Consider the following 15,860-nt stretch of genomic DNA (forward strand, 5'->3'; position numbering starts at 1 on the left):
TTATGGCTAAATTTACACCTCCTTTTAAGGTCGGGACGATAGTCACAAACGATCAAATTACAAAGGTTTTCAAAGTAGGGAACATGGGCGGTATGCGCCGTTCCAATACGACCGGAACTTTGGTAATCATCTCAGACCATACAAAAGGACTGTATGATGATAAATAGTATGGCGATGAGCTCCATTACACAGGAATGGGTAAAAATGGAGATCAGATCATCACCGGAAATCAGAATAAGACATGGCAGAATAGACACAAATGGTGTGGAAGTTCATCTGTTTGAAGTGCTGGAGCGTTCGAAATACATATACCAGGGAGTTGTTCATCTCTGCGGTAGACCCTACCAGGAAAACCAGAAAGATGATTCTTGCAATATGCGTAAGGTCTGGATGTTCCCATTAAGCACTTCAGGCCATACCACGGTAACGAAATCCGCATTTGATTCCTATTCGAAAACGCAGGAAAAGAAAGCGGAAGCTCTTGGTCCGAAAGAGTTAGAGAAAAAAGCAAGGGAACATTCGACAAAGCAAGCAGCTCATCGATCGGTAGTTTCGAATACGTACATTCGCGATCCCTATGTTGTCGAGTATTCGAAAGAAAGAGCACAGGGTATTTGCCAGCTTTGTGGTAAACCAGCACCTTTTAATGATAAGGATGGAAAGCCCTATCTGGAAAGTCATCATATTGTTTGGCTTTCCGAGGGAGGCGAAGATTCTATCGAAAACACGGTGGCGCTTTGCCCGAATTGTCATCGCAAGATGCACGTGTTAAATTCCAGTGCAGATCGGGCTTTTCTCTTAAAGAAGGCGACGAAATGAAGACAGTGAATGTAGTAGCGGCTGTAATCCAGAACGGAAATGCCATTTTGTGACACGGCGTAGATACAGCGAATTCAAGGACGGATGGGAGTTTCCTGGCGGTAAAATCGAAGATGGCGAAACGCCTCAAGAAGCATGAAGCAGCCAAATGGCTCACGATGGATCAAATAGATTCAGTGAATTGGCTTCCTGCCGATATAAAGGTAGTGTAGGAATATAAAAAGAGGGCAACTATTGATTGAAAGGCTGCGCTTCAATCAGGCAGTCGATAAGGAGGGCGTATTAATGCCAAGGTATGAAATAAGTGGAAATCAGTTAAAGATATATTTTGATGGCAAGCCCTCACCTGAAATAAGAAACAGCATGAAGGCGATAGGCATTTGGTGGAATCCAGGCGAGAAATGTTGGTGGCGCGAAGCAACATCAGAGAGGGTTGCACTTGCTAAAAAATTATGTGGGGAAACAGACGTTGCTGCTACCGTGGCAAAGACGCCAGCAAAGAAAAAATATATCCGAAAGGCGCCTCCAAGGGATTACGCTCTGAAAGTGAAAATCAAGGACATAGTTTCTGCTAATAAAACACAGCTCGAAGTATGGGAGAAGCTACTGAAGGATTACGTTAATGAAGTAATGGGCGAGGATAATTCTTCCCACTCTGGTAATTCAGTCAGCAAAAGCCAAGAATCCGTATGGATGAACTGCTTTAATTTCATTAAGGTGAATTTATCAGGGCTTAATCCACAAATGCAAGAGTTTGAGCTGGTATATGAATATAGCCTTCCTGGAACAGCTCATGAAAGACCGGATGTGTTTTTACTGACAGGCAACAAGGCCATCTCGCTCGAATTCAAGAAAAAAGATGCACCACAGGTAGATGATAATAAAGATGACGTAGCGCAGGCTATCCGGTATAAAGAGTGGCTTGAAAATCATCATAAGGTTACGCGAGATAGAAAACTTGAGGTGAAAAGCTATCTCGTATGTACACACAAGAATGCGGTTCCTGGAGAACTTCGAGGAATAAGAATTCTTACAGCCGAGAACTTTTGCGAAGTAATCGAAGACGAATTAAGCGGTGAATCCCTATGTGCTTTTGAAAATGAATGGCTTGCTTCATCCAAAACCGAAATGCCCGATATGCTCGAAGCGATCGAGATCATGTACCGTGATGGGCGCATACCTTATATTTCAGACGTAAATCAAAAATGCCTGTCAAAGGTTCTTAAATATATCGAGGTTGCTAAGCAGAAACAGAAGAAGATCCTGATTCTCATTAACGGTGTCCCTGGTGCCGGCAAGACTGCGGTAGGGCAAAGTATCGTGTATGAAGAAAACCAGAACGGCCAAGCTAATGCGGTATACCTTTCAGGAAACGGTCCTCTTGTTGAAGTGCTCCAATACCAGATAAATCAGGTCGGTCAAAACAAGCATATGGGTGAGAATGCTATCCAAGGAATGAAAGATTTCAAGAGCGGGTACTTCTCATCGTCAACAAGGCAGAACAATAAGGTTCCAGAACAGTCGGTATTAATCTTTGATGAGGCTCAAAGAGCGTGGGATAAAGAAAAACTCAAGAGAGGATTCAGCGAACCAGAAGGACTATTTGATGTAGGAGAACGAATATACAGTGCTCGGAATTATTCTGTATTAATCGGTTTGTATGGCAACGGCCAGGTAATTTATACAGGCGAAGAAGCAGGGATTTTATTATGGAAGGATGCATTAATCAAACATAATGACTGGTATGTAATTGCTGCTGATGAATTGGCTCAAGATCTTAAAGTTCTCGGTAAGAGATGCATTCCTGATAATGATGTATTTCTACCAGTTTCGTTAAGGGCTGACTTCATTGATTGTAGTAAGTGGGTCGAGCAGGCCATTGCGAGAAAGAATTCAACGTTCAAGCAGGCACAGCACGAACTCAACACGCTGCAAAAAACCTCCATGAGAATCTGTGTGACACGTGATTTTGCTAAGGTGCAGGAGCGAACGACAGAAACTAACAAAGATCATCCGGAATGGAAATACGGTATACTGATCTCTAACTTCGCAGAACAGAGTGTTATTAATAAAGCTTTGCCCGGATGGAACATCGGCTATAATGGGCGCAACGTCGTATCAAATGGCGGGTACGGTCCTTGGTTTGACGGTGAATGTATGTACCTTGAAAAGGCATGCTCGGTCTATGGGAATCAAGGACTTGAGCTGGATTGTCCGATTGTTGTATTCGGAGGAGGCTATGTACGCAGAAACGACCAATGGATGGCTAGAGGTTCAAGATACGATAGAGACGTTCGTAAGGGCAATTACCGGGACCCGGATTCTATCGTGGAGAACAACTTCCGTGTTCTTCTTACCAGAGCACGAAAAGAAATGATTATATTGATTCCGGATGCTGCTGTGCTCGATGAAACATATCAATATTTCGTTGATATGGGAATGGACATAGTGTAATTTGTGGAAATTCGTCGACCACTTTCCTCAAAACACCCGGGTTGTTGGAATTATTTCCACGCACGACTGACATCCACGGCGGGGTCTCGGGGCACGTCGAGACTGTTGTATTGATGTCAAGGGCTTAATAGGTGGGTGCATTTTTAGGCTTTGTGCTTTTGGTTTCTTCTTCGTAAAAACTCTTTAACAATGATTGGAATTATAGTTGGGATACATTCAAGAGTAATAAAAAATGTAATGTACGTGCAAGTCCAGCTACTACCCAATTGCCGAGGAGACTCTTGTAATATCAATAAATCAATAGCAGGGGCGATAAGCGCGATAGCGATGGTTTTACAAACTCCTAAGTTTTCGAGTGTTTTTTGATTGACAACAATCGAGTAAAGAAGAATTTTTGTTAAACCAAGTGCATGAGCTATAACAATGAGTAAAAAGGGTGAGTCATAAACAATTTCCCAATCGAGTGATTTAAGAGAATTGATAATAAGTCCTAAAAGAGGGAGTAATAATGAAAAAAGGAATAATCGTATAGCTTGATACACAGATTTCTTCATGTCAACCTCCTTAAATTTATATAGTCAAGTGGATGACTACTGTCATAGACAGACTATTTTTCACTCATTTTACGTTAATTTATCTTACTTAGAAAGTTGGGATAATCATATCCGATTAAAATCTAGCGGTCATTGGCAGACAGGACTTAAAGAACTGGATAAATACGGCATTGATTATCATATCGTGAAAACATATCCCAATGGGGTGAGGTTGGATATGTGCCGAATTATAAGGCACCGAAAAAGAAGAATGGTGTTAATCAAGCGTGGTTTTCGGCTAGCTGGTAAGCAAGGGCATGGTCTTTTTGTTACAACATCTAGGTTTTCGCAGAAAGCTAAGGATTACGCTGACAATCATCATATTATTTTGGTTGATGGTGTGAAGCTTGCAAATCTTATGATTAAGCATAATTTTTGTGTTTCAACAAGAAAAACGTTTGAGATTAAAACGATTGATACTGATGCTTTGCTTGAATATCAAGATGAGTAGTGTTTTTGTGTAAGTTTTGTGACTTGATTTTGTTGATTTTGAGTTTGTTACTGAGTTTTTTTGAGATTTTAGATGCAATTTTTGCGTTTTTAATATTACGTATAAGTGTAATTTTCTAATGCTAATGTTAATGCAATGACATTGCAATGCCAATGCAATGTCATGTAATCATCGTAAGAAACAAGGGGTGATTATATGGCGAAAACAGCTAACTTGTATACTCGTATTGATCCAGAGTTAAAAGAGCATGCAGAGCATATATTGAATTCTTTGGGTCTTCCTCCTTCGAGTGCTATTACCATGTTTTATAAGCAGGTTGTTTTACAGCAGGGGCTTCCTTTTGATGTGAAATTGGTTTATAGAGAGCCGCGTGATGTGAGTTCTATGACTCAAGGTGAGTTGAATGATGAGTTGGAAAAGGGTTATAAGTCGGTTTTATCTGGTGATGTGAAGCCTGCGGATAAGGTTTTTGAATCTTTGCATAAGGCATAGGGTTTGTGTCGTGTGATAATTTTCTTATTTTTTATTTTGTTTTTGAAGAAAAGTATGAAGTTGTGGTTTCTCGTGTGCTTTATGGGAAAAGAGATATTGAGAAAGTTATAAATGGCAATTAAACCTTTTGCGATATTTCCTATCGTTAAAAAGTGCACCCAATATCCATAGTGTGCACTCAAAAAAGTGTAGATATACTACCCGTTCTCTCAATCCATTTAGAATCAATTTGTTTGTTGTCAAGAAAATAAAATAATAGACTATAAGACTTTTGAAAACAATGGCTTTATTTAGATGAATAATGTTTGGTCTATCTAATTTTATATATTTTCAATCTTCACAGTTTGCGTGGATATCTATCAGCATATTTGACAAAATCATATAGTTTAAGTAAATTTCACAAGTAATATTTCAAGGAAAGGTGGGAAAATTGTGAAGTTATTTCTTAAAATGTCTCCATTGGCAACTGCCGAGGCACAATGTGTGTGCAGTCAATTTTGATTGGCTATAAACATTAAACATTTTGAAAGGAGAAATAATGGAAACAATAGTATCCGCTTTATTAGTTTTTGTTTCTACATCCATTGACTACTTAGTTGTTTTGACTATTTTATTCGCTAGTCAAGGAAAGAAAGGTTTGAAATCAATTTATGTAGGGCAGTATTTAGGTACAGGACTGCTTGTATTGGCTAGTCTTATTGCCGCTTACTTTTTAAATTTTATTCCACAAGATTGGATTATCGGACTCCTTGGTCTAATTCCGCTAGCTCTTGGTATAAGAGCAATTTTTGTGGATGAAGATATTGATGAAGAAGATATCGAGGGGAAAATTACCGGAAATGGATCAAAAATCTTAGCATTTACAAGTTTAACAGTGGCAATGGGTGGAGATAATTTAGGAATTTATATCCCCTATTTTACAGGAAAGAGTTTGATTGAGATTGGTATAAGTTTAGTAATATTTGCCTTAGGGATTTTGATTCTATGCAAATTATCTCAAAATCTCGCCTCAATTTCTGCTATCGGAGAGACTGTGGAAAAGTACGAAAAAGTAATTGTACCTGTCGTGTTTATTGGACTCGGTCTCTATATATTGATTGAAAATGGAACGATTAATTATTTCATAGGTCAAGTCCTAAAAGTGGTGTAAATTCATTTCCTTCCCTTTATCTGCTATTTTTATGTTCAAACTCAAACGAGAAAATAAGTGGTACTTCCCACCCTCACGGCGCTTGATTGTGCTATCTGATGCAGGAGGCTGATTAGGTGGGTGCTTTTGCCCTTGTGTAGCAGGGGTTTGCGAGGGCTATTATTAAAAGGTTTAGCGTGTGGCGACTGTAAGCTGGGTTCTCGCGGTTTTTGAGCACAGTTTGGCTTTTTGAGGGAAGATATCAACGCTCTGGGGTCGAGTGCAATAAGTTCAATTACTGTTGCTTGTGAACAATGTGATATATAAATGTATCAATCACTTGGATTTTCAATTCAGATTGGGAACTTGTTTGCATTTGAACCATAAGTCACAGTCATTAGATAAAAAATAAAGGAGTAAACTATGGAACATAATTGTGGATTTATTAACGATAAAAAAGCATTTAGATATAGAGCAGCAGCCATCATAGTCGAAGAAGGTTGTGTGCTATTTGCAAGAAATGCTGAGGATGACTATTTCTACTCAGTTGGCGGAGCGGTTCACGTGGGCGAGACATCAGAAGAAGCCGTTAAGAGAGAAGTATTTGAAGAGACAGGTATTAATTACGAAGTAGATCACCTTGCCGTCATACACGAGCACTTCTTCATCGGCAGCTCCGGCTTAGATGGAGTAGACTTCCATGAGCTTACACTCTACTACTTGATGAAGTCCATTGGCAAAAGAGATTTTACGAGCCAAAGCACTACAGAGTCAGGTGCTAAAGAGACAATGCATTGGTTACCTATAGATGAGCTTGATAAGTTCAAGGCTTACCCGACATTTATGAAAGAATATCTTAAATCGGAGCATAGTGGAATAGAGCATATAATTTCAGATGAGCGATATTAATGAATCCCGCTATTATGGCAAGAGATTGTTACATAAACATTATTCCATTAAAATTGACAATCACCGCCAATGGTATATTACAATAATTAACAGTATCCGACGCGCCTCTTAGCAATGCGGACCAAGTCGGGTCTTTTGATTTTTGTTCTATAACCCGATATTTAACAAGGGAGTTGTTCAAGTGGCGAATAGTAGGAAGTTTGTAGCAAAAACGAAAGATGTTAGCTTAACGGTCAGAAGGGCTGATTCTTTTAGTATTAGTTATGTTAATTGTGAAAAAGATATATTTTGTGTTGAAGAAAATCAAGACGGTATAAAGCTCGTTCAAACAGAAAAAGTGTCGGCTTTTTACTGGCTTAAGTGGCTTGCTAAAGGCAGTCCTGAGGTCATTGTTACGTTGCCGGAGAATGTTGATTTTTGTGAGATTGAAGCTGAGTCTAATCAAGTATTAGTAGCAGATATTAAAGCTGACAAGATTTATGCAGAAGTTCATAACGGCAGGGTGGAAGCAAGGAATGCTCAGGTGAATGATGTTTTTCTAAAGTGTCTTAATGGTTCTGCTGTGGCGCATAATGTTAAGGTTGTTGTTTCTTGCATGGTGGATACGTTAAATGGTACGAGTGTTTTAGAAGGAGAAATTACCAAAGGCGCATGTCTTGAAGTAGTTTGTGAGAATGGTATGGCTGAAGTTTGTGATAAGCATAAAGCAGATCTTGGGCGCAAAACAAATGGATGTGCTCACTATGCTGTGCACTGCTTGAATGGAAAAGCTGTAGTGAAGTAATACTGTTGTGGTGTTTTATGTCCGTTACTTTGACCAATCGCACGAAATAGAGTTTGGCATATTCTAAAAAATGCTTCAGAATGTTGGAGTATTAGGCTTGGTGGTTTTTAATCCAAGTGTTGCGACTTTGAGAATAATATCAATCAGTTCTTCATTTAGCAAGTTCCTCATAAACTTTTTTGTTCTTTTTGATGAACATGTTGGATAAAGCCATAACTTCATCGTCTGATGGAACAGTAACTTTTTCAGTTTTGGCTTTTGGGAATTCTAAAATTACGTAGCGAGGAGCATTGTTTTTCAAAATAACAGCTGATCCGTATGTGTCAACAACTCGCGCAACTCTAGAAAAGTTTTGATTTGCTTCGGAAATAGAAACAAGTGTGTCTGTATTTACATTCATATCAAGAACCTCCATTTTTAGAAGAATTATAGCATATATTTTAGGATAAATAAATCCTAAGTATTTTGAGAGTTATTTTATAAATGACAGATAGCCTATGTGTGCTCTAGTTGCTTGTGTTTTGGGGAACAAATCGTCGCAATAATAGTAAAAAGTTCCCTACACTGTTTGATTTCTCATGGTCAGGACTTGTTGGTTATTCCAGAAAATAAGGTTACTGAGTTTAAGAAGTTGCTTGTTGAATATTATGAGGGTGAAGATTTGCAGGTGATTGCTTCGTTTATGATGGAATATTGTTGGAAGCATTAAACGTGCATGACGATATTGATCCTTCTGGTTCTTCTGTTTCGTGAACCTTGCTGTTTATTAAAGAGTATAGTTTGCTAGTGAACGAAGAGATTAGTGTCGATAATCTAGACAAATTAATAAAAAAAAATAATATATTTATTAAGATTATTATAGTAATCAGAGCGAATGGTAGATCTTGTTTGCTTAATAATCTGTTTTATGATCATTTGATACAGAGTCGTGTTAACGAAAAGGAGGCTAGTAGTGTTATGAGAAGTAAAACTATTTTTGGTAAAACCATTTTTCAAAGTTGTCTTGTTGTACTTCTGCTGATAGGTTCTCTCTTTTCTCTTGCGGGATGTGCTGATGATGATGAGAAGGCGGAGCTTGCTTCGTATCATTGGGAAACAGTAGCGGTGTCTCAAGAAGAGTTTCGTATACCAGAAAACTATATGAATAAGGATGAATTGTATCTCTTTGTGTCACGAGATATTCTGGATTCTCATTATGATTTGTCTAAAGTCACTCTTGGAGATAAGCGTATTAAGTTAGTTGACTCATCGTTCAATTTACCTGGTCCAGGGCTTAAAGCTTTATTTTTGGTTGGAAAATTTGATTTAAAAGATAAGTCAAGTTCTGATGTTCTTAAAGTACCAGGACTTAATAAAGCAGGTAATGTTGCTATAGGTTATAAGAAGAAATAGTAATATTTTGCAAATGTTAAACAAATGTTTTGTGATTGCTTATATTTGAGTTTTTGACGTAATGCTCGTATAATTTTCCACGTAAAGCACATTTAAGTTTATGAGGTGTTGCGCTATGACTGCCCAAATGATCGCTAGTCTTAAGAACGGTTTGAAAGGCATATAAAAGCACATAAAACAGCTTAAGATACATATTCTTTAGCAGTATTAAACACGCATTGCGCATGATGTTTTGTCATTATGTTTGCACATGCGCGCTAGTTTTTGCACGTTTTTTGCATGTTTTTGCGCGTTCTTATCGTTCTTGTAAGCAAGCGTTATCTTTTCTTATCTGACTAACTGATTTTCATTGTTGAAATTTATTCAATAACAGTAAGAATTAAGGTTTAATAACAGTAAAAATTAAGCTTTAATAACACGTAAGAACGAAGTAATAATAATGAATAATAATATAGAAAATGCAACTAATAGTCGCGATAACAATAATAAGCAGTCAGCTAGCAACTTAATATTGCGTATTGATAATGTAACAAGATCTTATTCTCGTGGGTTCGGTCGTAAGAAGACAACTCGCCAAGTTTTACATAACGTATCTTTTGATATTCATTCTGGTGAAATATTTTGCTTGCTTGGCCCTAATGGTGCAGGTAAAACAACTACCGTGAAAATTGTTGGCACGTTGTTAGCTCCTGATAGTGGTAGTGTTCGTATTGCCAATATTGATGCTGTGAGTAATCCTCGAGAAGCACGTAAGCACGTGTCGTTACTTCTTGGAGGTGAGCGAGGATTTTATCAAAAGTTAAGTGCATTAGATAATCTTCGTTATTTTGCTGATCTTTCTGCTGTTCCATATAGGGAGCAGGGAAAGCGTATTCACGATGCTCTTGAGCAAGTTGATTTACTTGATAAAGCTCATGATGCTGTTCAAACTTTTTCAAGGGGAATGTGGCAGCGGTTGCATATTGCTCGATCTCTGGTCGCTAGAACGGATCTTATGCTTTTAGATGAGCCTACTACTGGTTTGGATCCTGAAAATGCTAGGAAAGTACGTGAAATTATTCATGCTTTACGAGATCAAGGAATAGCGATTTTGCTAACTACGCATGAGATGAGTGAGGCTGAAAAATTAGCTGATACTGTTGCTGTAATAAATCACGGTAATATTATCGCTCAGGGAAGTGTTCAGCAGTTGGCTTCTTTGCAGCATATCGATCATGTAACAATGTATGCGTATGAAGGTGAAGTATCAAGTGGGACTCCTAGTGTTAAGGAAGAATTGCAAAAACTTGATGGAGTGTTGTGGTGTGATGTTTTTGAATCGCATGGAGTGTTAAATATTACTATCGCGTGGAGTAAAACATTATCTCAAGAACGAAATATCAAGATTTCTGTTGATGGGATTACGCGTTTAGGTGATCGCGCTGCAAGTTTGGAAGAAACGTATCTTGCTATTGTGCAAAATGATAATATTTCTGCATCAAATACTTCTACTTCTTCTGCTGCTACGCCGTCTTCTTCGCCGTCCTTGCTCCCATTAAATAAGTAGGAGGCTTAATATGAATACTTCTACTCATTCATACGCTTCTGTGATTCGTGGCTTATGGTTTCAGCTTAAAAGCTTAGCGAAAACAACGTTTTTCTTGCAAAATGCGATACTTGCACCAGTATGTTTTGCGTTGATGAAAATTGTTGCCTACTATGGTTTTTCTCATGATTGTGCTAATTGTCTTAATAATATTTGGGTTGATTCTTCTATAGCTGGATTATGGTCTGCTACAACTACTGCTGTTGGAATTATTGGATACCAGCGTTATTTAGGAACATTACAATATTTAACTTTAAGTGTTATTTCACCTTCTGCAGTGTTTCTTCCTATTGTAGGATCCGCAGCTTTACTTGGGTGTATTGGTATGCCGCTTGCGATTATTACCGTTGCTGTTTTCTGCCATGGGTTCTTTATGATAACATTCACGCAGTTAGTTGGATACTTACTTTCTATGTTTGCTTGCGTAGCTTCTGCCGCATTATTATCTGGAATTTTTGTATTATGCCGTAAAGCTACAGTTTATGAAGGTTTGATTTTAATTCCGGTATGGATGCTTTGTGGAATAGTGATTCCTGTAGAATCAATGCCATTGCCTGCTCGCGTTATTGCGTTTATTCATCCGCTTACGTCTGCAGTGTGGGTGGCTCATGCGCAATCGTTTAATGCTACTACTGTGTTAGCAATTGTGTTATGTATTGTATTATCCAGCGTTTTGCTTGTTATTGCAGGTTTTATGTTACGTCATGCTATTCGGCTTGCAACGCTTAATGGAAGTTTGAACATAATATGATACGAAATAATAATCAGGTTGAAACTATGCGAAATAAAATTATTCAAAATAGTAAGTGCGCTAGATTGCATCAATATAATCAATATTCACAGTATGGTCACGTGAGCGTGTTATCTAGTATACGAACTGGTGCAAGAGTGAGTATACAGAGTATACCTAGCTTAAATAGTTGGAATACTGCTGTTATTCGTATGATTGTTGAGCCTCTTTTATCCACGTTCTTATACGTTTTTCTAGCTGGAGCTGTAAGCGGAGGATTCAATGGAGCAGCTAGTTATGCGACTAGCGCGGGTTTTAATCATAGTTTGATTGCTTCAACTCTTGCTGCTGTGATGGGTGCGTGTTCTATTTCCACAAGTATGACTGTGTCAGAGGCACTAGCATGGGATCGTTTTGAAGGAACGACACCATTCGTGCTTACAAGCGCGAAAGTTGCATTACCATTATGGTTCGGTCGTATTATTGCGCTCGTTACTATTTCTTTGGTGAGTGATGCTGTGACTTTGTTTATAACAATGCTTGTAGTAAGCCCGAGTGCTTTCTTTGTGATTAATATGAGTGCGTTGATGCTGTTGTTCCTTATTGTTCCTGTTGCTTCTACTGGATTTGGTATTGCTATAGCTGCTATAAGCATGATGATGAATGATGTTTATACTATTTCTAATGCGCTTAGTGCAATACTTCCTATTGTTTGTGGTGTGATTGCTCCGATTAGCGTATTTCCTAAGATGATGCAATACGTGTTATATGTGATTCCGGTAACTCATGTTACTCAAGCATCTCGTAGTATAGTTGATGGTTCTGTAAATGTTGGCGTATCGCTACTTGTGATTCTTGTTGTTGGCGTGTTATGGGCAATTGTTGGTGTGATTATATGGAATGTTGGTGTGGCGGTTCAACAGCGTAAAGGTACTTTAACAAATATAGGGTTTTAGCTGATAAATATGGGATTTAGTTAATTAAATAAGGATTAGATTCGCGGGTGGGGAGTGGGTGTAATGCTAGTGGCATGTTGATTATTGCGTAAGATTGTTCAGCAAGTTATTAAGCCAATCTTAAACCTTTTGCGATATTTTCTATCGTTAAAAAGTGCACCCACTTTTTGTTTGTATATTTGGCTGTATCATACATTACTTTTCTAGTAGAAGCTGTGCTTTATGGAAAAGAAAAATTTTATGGATGCGAAAAGCCTGCACTTATTAGAAAAATAAAAAAATTTTTCTTTAATAAAGCTTGTATGTATGGTTTTTTTTTAATAGTAATACTATTAAAACTAAACAGACTATTATGGATTCTAATTTTAATAGAATTGCATATTAAGAATAAGGAGAACTTATGAAATTAATTAGACCAGATAGTAAATATATCCAAGGTTATATAGAAGCAAATGAAGAAGATGAAATTTTTAGGCCGAATGCTGAAAGACGTTTTAGAAATTATGAGACAATTATAGAGAGTTCTTATAATATTGAACATGGTATAAATTTGCCTGAAAATTATGTTAAAGCTACTACGTTTTGGCTGATAGATAATGAAAAATTTATTGGTGAAATTAATATTAGGCATGAATTAAATTCTTTTTTAATTAACTATGGTGGTCACATAGGGTACGAAATTAGACAGTCTGAATGTATGAAGGGCTATGGAACAAAAATGCTTTCTATGGCACTTACATATTGTAAAGAGACTTTGAATCTACATAAAATTCTGATTACGTGTGATGATGACAATATTGGATCCATACGAGTTATAGAAAATAATGGTGGAATTTTAGAAAACAAAGTGAAAAATAGCTTATCAAGAGGAAACGTTACAACAAGAAGGTATTGGATTAATATATAGAGGAGAAGATGATGAGTGAGACGAATGTAAGGCCAGTGCTTTTCAAGGATGCTTTTTGGGGTTATGTGATTACAGAAACTGTTGCTGGTATTTGCACGCTTATTATTGCGCTGCTTGTACAGCAGTTCGTAGGCCACCACGTACTAGGTTGGGAGACGGTGGTCATACTCGCGTTGAGTGTTGTGGTGTTTTCCCTGTTAAGCACAGCGTATCTGCAGTGGGATAGGCATCGTAGACCAGATGACGGGTCTGGTGATTTGCTTATTGGAATCATCGATTTTGTGCTCAGGCTGCTGGTGACTTCTGGTATTGCTTTATTGCTTGTTTCCGATATTACGCTGCTAAGCATTATTATTGGCGCAGCGATTACTAGTGTGTTGCTGTTTGTTTTTGAAAAGCCTTGGCAGCCAGGTATGACGGATGTGCAATTGCAGGAAGCTTCAAAGAAATCGGTTGAGCTTGGCGTTCAAATGCTTGAAGAAGAGCGCGTAAAGCGCGCCGAGGCGAGAAACATGATTGCATTACAGCATGCGAGCGAAGGTAAAACAGACACTCCTAGAGGTACGTCTCTAACATTCTCCTCGTTAATTGTTGCGAATATTCTGATTGAAGCAGTATGCGATGTTGCAACATTTTTGCTTGCACTGATACTGCAATGGTGGATGCTGGGTAGTATCGTTGGCTGGAGCACGCTACTCGTCATATTCTTGGGCAATATGCTATTTTCTTGCGCGGCGGCTGCGGTTATGGTTCTGATGGGCGCATTGAAGGCTGATCAACAGAAATGCCTAACAAAAAGTTGGCCTTTCTTAGTTATTGTTGTACTGCTTCGACTGCTTATCTTCGGTGTTCTCGCTTGGCTGCTTACACCGAGTTTAGTGTGGGTGAGCGTAGTTGCTGGCATTGTGCTTACAGATATTGTTATCGTTATAAAGCATCATCCATGGAGAAGAACCGCAGTAGCCGCATAAGATTTTGTAAGACTGTTTTCTTCTCTTTTGAGCAAAAGGTTCTACGTACGTTGAGAGTGTCGTGTTGGTGTCTAGGGCTGATTAGGTGGGTGCATCTCGTAACGTTTGGAATTATGCTACTTTGTTCGCCCCAATTCTTGCGCAAATCGCGCATTAGTTGTTTGAGTCGTTAGCAATGTTTTCAATATTTCTGCCTGAGTAGAAGATACGAATAATAGTAACTGTAGTTTTATTTTCGTCTACTTGGTAAAAAACTGTGTAGTTATCGACTGAAATTCTGCGTATTCCTTTAGAACACCACGGCTCCCACTTAACAAGTGTATATCGCATAGGCATAGTCTCAAGAGAACGTATAGCATTCTTAATGCGGTTGACTTGTTTTTGCGCCGTTTTAGGAACTTGTAAATTAAAGCGAATGTATTTGTATAGTTCTGTAAGATCAAGGAATGCTTGTGGAGAATAAATGACGCTGTATGATTTGCTCATACTCCGTATTCCTTTGCGAATAACTTATCAACATCGTTGGCACTATACGATTTTCCAGTCGAAAGTGAATCGATGCCTTTTTGTAATTCTGCATCCAGTTCGGCTCGAGTTAAATTACCTAAAGCAAGCGGCTTTTCCTGCTTATTAGTTGGCAGGCGGAGTTCAAATGGCATGCCATTTTGTAAAACGATTTGACTATAAAGCATTTGGATTGCTGAAGATGGTGTTATTCCAAGTTGGTTCAATATGCTTTCAGCATTTTCTTTAAGATTTGTATCGATTCTTGCATATACAGCGTTCGTATTTGTCATTGTGTTCGCATCCTTTCTGACCTTATTTTACAAAATAGTTGCAAGCATACGCAAGCAAATGAAAGCAAAAGTTTAACTACTATTCAGATTATGGATTCCCGTTGTTGGTATAGGTGTTCTTTTTAGGACGGTAATTAGGCGCATTGACGAACAAATAACGTGCTTTTGAGCTGTTAATATGCTTATTTGTCAATTATGATTAAGGCATTCATTAACTATATTTTTGAAAACTCAATTTGTTGAATATGAAGATTGAAGTAGCATAGTGAAAAAACTAATGGGGGGCATAATAGGACAGGATTAAATAATGATTCGCGTGAGGAATAGTTATGAATAAGTTTGAATTGTTTTCTATGATTTATTACGCGTTAAATCATTATTGGAAAGAAAATAATATTTGTATATCCCTATTTTTCATATTCGTGTATAACACGTTTTATAAGAGCTTCTTTACCAGGACCTGGTTCAATCATTGATAAGAAATGACGGGATGAAATTGTGGTCAGCAGATCAATTAGATATCTCACGCTTTCATCAGGCCCAAGAATAGTATCTTCTTTGTCAATATGTTTAAGGATGTAATGCTTGTAGTATTTAGCCGTACTATTAGGTTTCCAACCATTTTCTTTTAGTTCATTGTATAATTTGTCAAGATCTAAAGTAATGGTGACCGTTTTAGGTAAATTAATGTTTTCATTTTTATCCATGAATTTGTACCTCCTATTGCTGATAACATACTTCAATGTAGAAACAAAGGCAACAAGTAGGTATGTAGCAGGTGCGAGTGGATGGGAAAATGATTGAGGGTTGCTAAAATGTTGTAAGTATTAAAGGTATATGATATAACATTCACAATTCACAATTCACAAAGATTATTAAGTAGGGGCAATC

The 15,860-nt window shown here is 37.9% G+C and carries 21 protein-coding genes; 16 read left to right on the forward strand and 5 right to left on the reverse strand.

The annotated features are described in order from the left end of the window. Positions 1-2: 2 nt before the first annotated feature. The 4 genes from HXT30_RS01640 to HXT30_RS01655 all read left to right on the forward strand — a co-directional run bounded on the left by HXT30_RS01640 (position 3) and on the right by HXT30_RS01655 (position 3,273). A complete protein-coding gene (locus HXT30_RS01640) occupies positions 3-167 on the forward strand; it encodes a hypothetical protein (RefSeq protein WP_422111685.1) in 165 nt (54 codons plus the stop codon). Continuing rightward, positions 154-819 carry an HNH endonuclease gene (locus HXT30_RS01645; RefSeq protein ID WP_422111686.1) on the forward strand — a complete coding sequence of 222 codons (666 nt, stop codon included), beginning with the start codon at positions 154-156 and terminating at the stop codon, positions 817-819. The genes HXT30_RS01640 and HXT30_RS01645 overlap by 14 nt, the downstream gene beginning before the upstream one ends. A 49-nt stretch (positions 820-868) precedes the next feature. Continuing rightward, on the forward strand, positions 869-958 hold the full coding sequence (locus tag HXT30_RS01650; RefSeq protein WP_422111687.1) for an NUDIX domain-containing protein: 90 nt from the start codon (positions 869-871) through the stop codon (positions 956-958). Between the two features lie 146 nt (positions 959-1,104). Continuing rightward, positions 1,105-3,273, forward strand: coding sequence for a DNA/RNA helicase domain-containing protein (locus HXT30_RS01655; protein ID WP_422111688.1), 2,169 nt, complete (start codon positions 1,105-1,107; stop codon positions 3,271-3,273). A 143-nt stretch (positions 3,274-3,416) separates the two neighbouring features. Here the strand turns inward: HXT30_RS01655 and HXT30_RS01660 are convergent, their stop codons facing one another. Continuing rightward, positions 3,417-3,827 (reverse strand): hypothetical protein, encoded by a 411-nt coding sequence (locus HXT30_RS01660; protein WP_004128465.1) that lies wholly within the window; start codon positions 3,825-3,827, stop codon positions 3,417-3,419. Between the two features lie 250 nt (positions 3,828-4,077). Between HXT30_RS01660 and HXT30_RS01665 the strand changes: the two genes are divergently transcribed. The 5 genes from HXT30_RS01665 (at position 4,078) to HXT30_RS01685 (ending at position 7,631) form a co-directional block, all read left to right on the forward strand. Further along, the gene (locus HXT30_RS01665) at positions 4,078-4,317 is read left to right on the forward strand and encodes a restriction endonuclease (protein WP_004132045.1); all 240 of its coding nucleotides are present in this window, start codon (positions 4,078-4,080) and stop codon (positions 4,315-4,317) included. A 195-nt stretch (positions 4,318-4,512) separates the two neighbouring features. After that, positions 4,513-4,809, forward strand: a complete 297-nt coding sequence (locus HXT30_RS01670) for a type II toxin-antitoxin system RelB/DinJ family antitoxin (protein WP_422111689.1) — start codon at positions 4,513-4,515, stop codon at positions 4,807-4,809. 538 nt (positions 4,810-5,347) lie between these two features. After that, on the forward strand, positions 5,348-5,959 hold the full coding sequence (locus HXT30_RS01675) for a CadD family cadmium resistance transporter (RefSeq protein WP_422111690.1): 612 nt from the start codon (positions 5,348-5,350) through the stop codon (positions 5,957-5,959). Positions 5,960-6,361: 402 nt separating this feature from the next. Further along, complete coding sequence (locus HXT30_RS01680) at positions 6,362-6,847, forward strand: NUDIX hydrolase (RefSeq protein ID WP_422111691.1); 486 nt, start codon at positions 6,362-6,364, stop codon at positions 6,845-6,847. A gap of 181 nt (positions 6,848-7,028) precedes the next feature. After that, on the forward strand, positions 7,029-7,631 hold the full coding sequence (locus HXT30_RS01685) for a hypothetical protein (protein WP_410294045.1): 603 nt from the start codon (positions 7,029-7,031) through the stop codon (positions 7,629-7,631). A 151-nt stretch (positions 7,632-7,782) separates the two neighbouring features. Here HXT30_RS01685 and HXT30_RS01690 read toward each other — a convergent pair whose 3' ends face one another. Next, positions 7,783-8,031, reverse strand: coding sequence for a type II toxin-antitoxin system Phd/YefM family antitoxin (locus HXT30_RS01690; protein ID WP_422111692.1), 249 nt, complete (start codon positions 8,029-8,031; stop codon positions 7,783-7,785). A 168-nt stretch (positions 8,032-8,199) separates the two neighbouring features. On the opposite strand from HXT30_RS01690, the gene HXT30_RS01695 reads away from it, so the two are divergent. From HXT30_RS01695 to HXT30_RS01725, 7 genes are all read left to right on the forward strand, one after another. Continuing rightward, positions 8,200-8,340 carry a hypothetical protein gene (locus HXT30_RS01695; RefSeq protein ID WP_422111693.1) on the forward strand — a complete coding sequence of 47 codons (141 nt, stop codon included), beginning with the start codon at positions 8,200-8,202 and terminating at the stop codon, positions 8,338-8,340. 248 nt (positions 8,341-8,588) lie between these two features. Beyond that, a complete protein-coding gene (locus HXT30_RS01700) occupies positions 8,589-9,023 on the forward strand; it encodes a hypothetical protein (RefSeq protein WP_422111816.1) in 435 nt (144 codons plus the stop codon). A gap of 439 nt (positions 9,024-9,462) precedes the next feature. Continuing rightward, on the forward strand, positions 9,463-10,569 hold the full coding sequence (locus HXT30_RS01705) for an ABC transporter ATP-binding protein (RefSeq protein WP_422111694.1): 1,107 nt from the start codon (positions 9,463-9,465) through the stop codon (positions 10,567-10,569). Between the two features lie 10 nt (positions 10,570-10,579). Continuing rightward, positions 10,580-11,359 (forward strand): ABC transporter, encoded by a 780-nt coding sequence (locus tag HXT30_RS01710; protein WP_422111695.1) that lies wholly within the window; start codon positions 10,580-10,582, stop codon positions 11,357-11,359. Then, entirely contained in the window at positions 11,356-12,294 is a 939-nt protein-coding gene (locus tag HXT30_RS01715; protein WP_422111696.1) for an ABC transporter permease, read from the forward strand. The genes HXT30_RS01710 and HXT30_RS01715 overlap by 4 nt, the downstream gene beginning before the upstream one ends. A 400-nt stretch (positions 12,295-12,694) precedes the next feature. After that, positions 12,695-13,201: a GNAT family N-acetyltransferase gene (locus tag HXT30_RS01720; protein ID WP_101888711.1), complete on the forward strand. Its 507-nt coding sequence runs from the start codon at positions 12,695-12,697 to the stop codon at positions 13,199-13,201. 11 nt (positions 13,202-13,212) lie between these two features. After that, the gene (locus HXT30_RS01725) at positions 13,213-14,172 is read left to right on the forward strand and encodes a hypothetical protein (protein ID WP_422111697.1); all 960 of its coding nucleotides are present in this window, start codon (positions 13,213-13,215) and stop codon (positions 14,170-14,172) included. 153 nt (positions 14,173-14,325) lie between these two features. Here the strand turns inward: HXT30_RS01725 and HXT30_RS01730 are convergent, their stop codons facing one another. From HXT30_RS01730 to HXT30_RS01740, 3 genes are all read right to left on the reverse strand, one after another. After that, positions 14,326-14,658, reverse strand: coding sequence for a type II toxin-antitoxin system RelE/ParE family toxin (locus HXT30_RS01730; RefSeq protein ID WP_116438317.1), 333 nt, complete (start codon positions 14,656-14,658; stop codon positions 14,326-14,328). Continuing rightward, positions 14,655-14,969 (reverse strand): type II toxin-antitoxin system RelB/DinJ family antitoxin, encoded by a 315-nt coding sequence (locus HXT30_RS01735; RefSeq protein ID WP_116438318.1) that lies wholly within the window; start codon positions 14,967-14,969, stop codon positions 14,655-14,657. Before HXT30_RS01735 ends, HXT30_RS01730 begins: the two co-directional genes overlap by 4 nt. A gap of 407 nt (positions 14,970-15,376) precedes the next feature. Then, positions 15,377-15,676 carry a hypothetical protein gene (locus HXT30_RS01740; RefSeq protein ID WP_116438319.1) on the reverse strand — a complete coding sequence of 100 codons (300 nt, stop codon included), beginning with the start codon at positions 15,674-15,676 and terminating at the stop codon, positions 15,377-15,379. Positions 15,677-15,860 lie beyond the last annotated feature (184 nt).

The organism is Gardnerella sp. DNF00571G (assembly GCF_049262695.1).
Classification (GTDB): domain Bacteria; phylum Actinomycetota; class Actinomycetes; order Actinomycetales; family Bifidobacteriaceae; genus Bifidobacterium; species Bifidobacterium piotii.

Bases quoted from the DNA above. Each gene is read 5' to 3' on its own strand.
- HXT30_RS01640 (WP_422111685.1), top strand. From the start codon at position 3: ATGGCTAAATTTACACCTCCTTTTAAGGTCGGGACGATAGTCACAAAC.
- HXT30_RS01645 (WP_422111686.1), top strand. From the start codon at position 154: ATGATGATAAATAGTATGGCGATGAGCTCCATTACACAGGAATGGGTA.
- HXT30_RS01655 (WP_422111688.1), top strand. From the start codon at position 1,105: ATGCCAAGGTATGAAATAAGTGGAAATCAGTTAAAGATATATTTTGAT.
- HXT30_RS01660 (WP_004128465.1), bottom strand. From the start codon at position 3,827: ATGAAGAAATCTGTGTATCAAGCTATACGATTATTCCTTTTTTCATTA.
- HXT30_RS01665 (WP_004132045.1), top strand. From the start codon at position 4,078: ATGGTGTTAATCAAGCGTGGTTTTCGGCTAGCTGGTAAGCAAGGGCAT.
- HXT30_RS01670 (WP_422111689.1), top strand. From the start codon at position 4,513: ATGGCGAAAACAGCTAACTTGTATACTCGTATTGATCCAGAGTTAAAA.
- HXT30_RS01675 (WP_422111690.1), top strand. From the start codon at position 5,348: ATGGAAACAATAGTATCCGCTTTATTAGTTTTTGTTTCTACATCCATT.
- HXT30_RS01680 (WP_422111691.1), top strand. From the start codon at position 6,362: ATGGAACATAATTGTGGATTTATTAACGATAAAAAAGCATTTAGATAT.
- HXT30_RS01690 (WP_422111692.1), bottom strand. From the start codon at position 8,031: ATGAATGTAAATACAGACACACTTGTTTCTATTTCCGAAGCAAATCAA.
- HXT30_RS01700 (WP_422111816.1), top strand. From the start codon at position 8,589: ATGAGAAGTAAAACTATTTTTGGTAAAACCATTTTTCAAAGTTGTCTT.
- HXT30_RS01705 (WP_422111694.1), top strand. From the start codon at position 9,463: ATGAATAATAATATAGAAAATGCAACTAATAGTCGCGATAACAATAAT.
- HXT30_RS01710 (WP_422111695.1), top strand. From the start codon at position 10,580: ATGAATACTTCTACTCATTCATACGCTTCTGTGATTCGTGGCTTATGG.
- HXT30_RS01715 (WP_422111696.1), top strand. From the start codon at position 11,356: ATGATACGAAATAATAATCAGGTTGAAACTATGCGAAATAAAATTATT.
- HXT30_RS01720 (WP_101888711.1), top strand. From the start codon at position 12,695: ATGAAATTAATTAGACCAGATAGTAAATATATCCAAGGTTATATAGAA.
- HXT30_RS01725 (WP_422111697.1), top strand. From the start codon at position 13,213: ATGAGTGAGACGAATGTAAGGCCAGTGCTTTTCAAGGATGCTTTTTGG.
- HXT30_RS01730 (WP_116438317.1), bottom strand. From the start codon at position 14,658: ATGAGCAAATCATACAGCGTCATTTATTCTCCACAAGCATTCCTTGAT.
- HXT30_RS01735 (WP_116438318.1), bottom strand. From the start codon at position 14,969: ATGACAAATACGAACGCTGTATATGCAAGAATCGATACAAATCTTAAA.
- HXT30_RS01740 (WP_116438319.1), bottom strand. From the start codon at position 15,676: ATGGATAAAAATGAAAACATTAATTTACCTAAAACGGTCACCATTACT.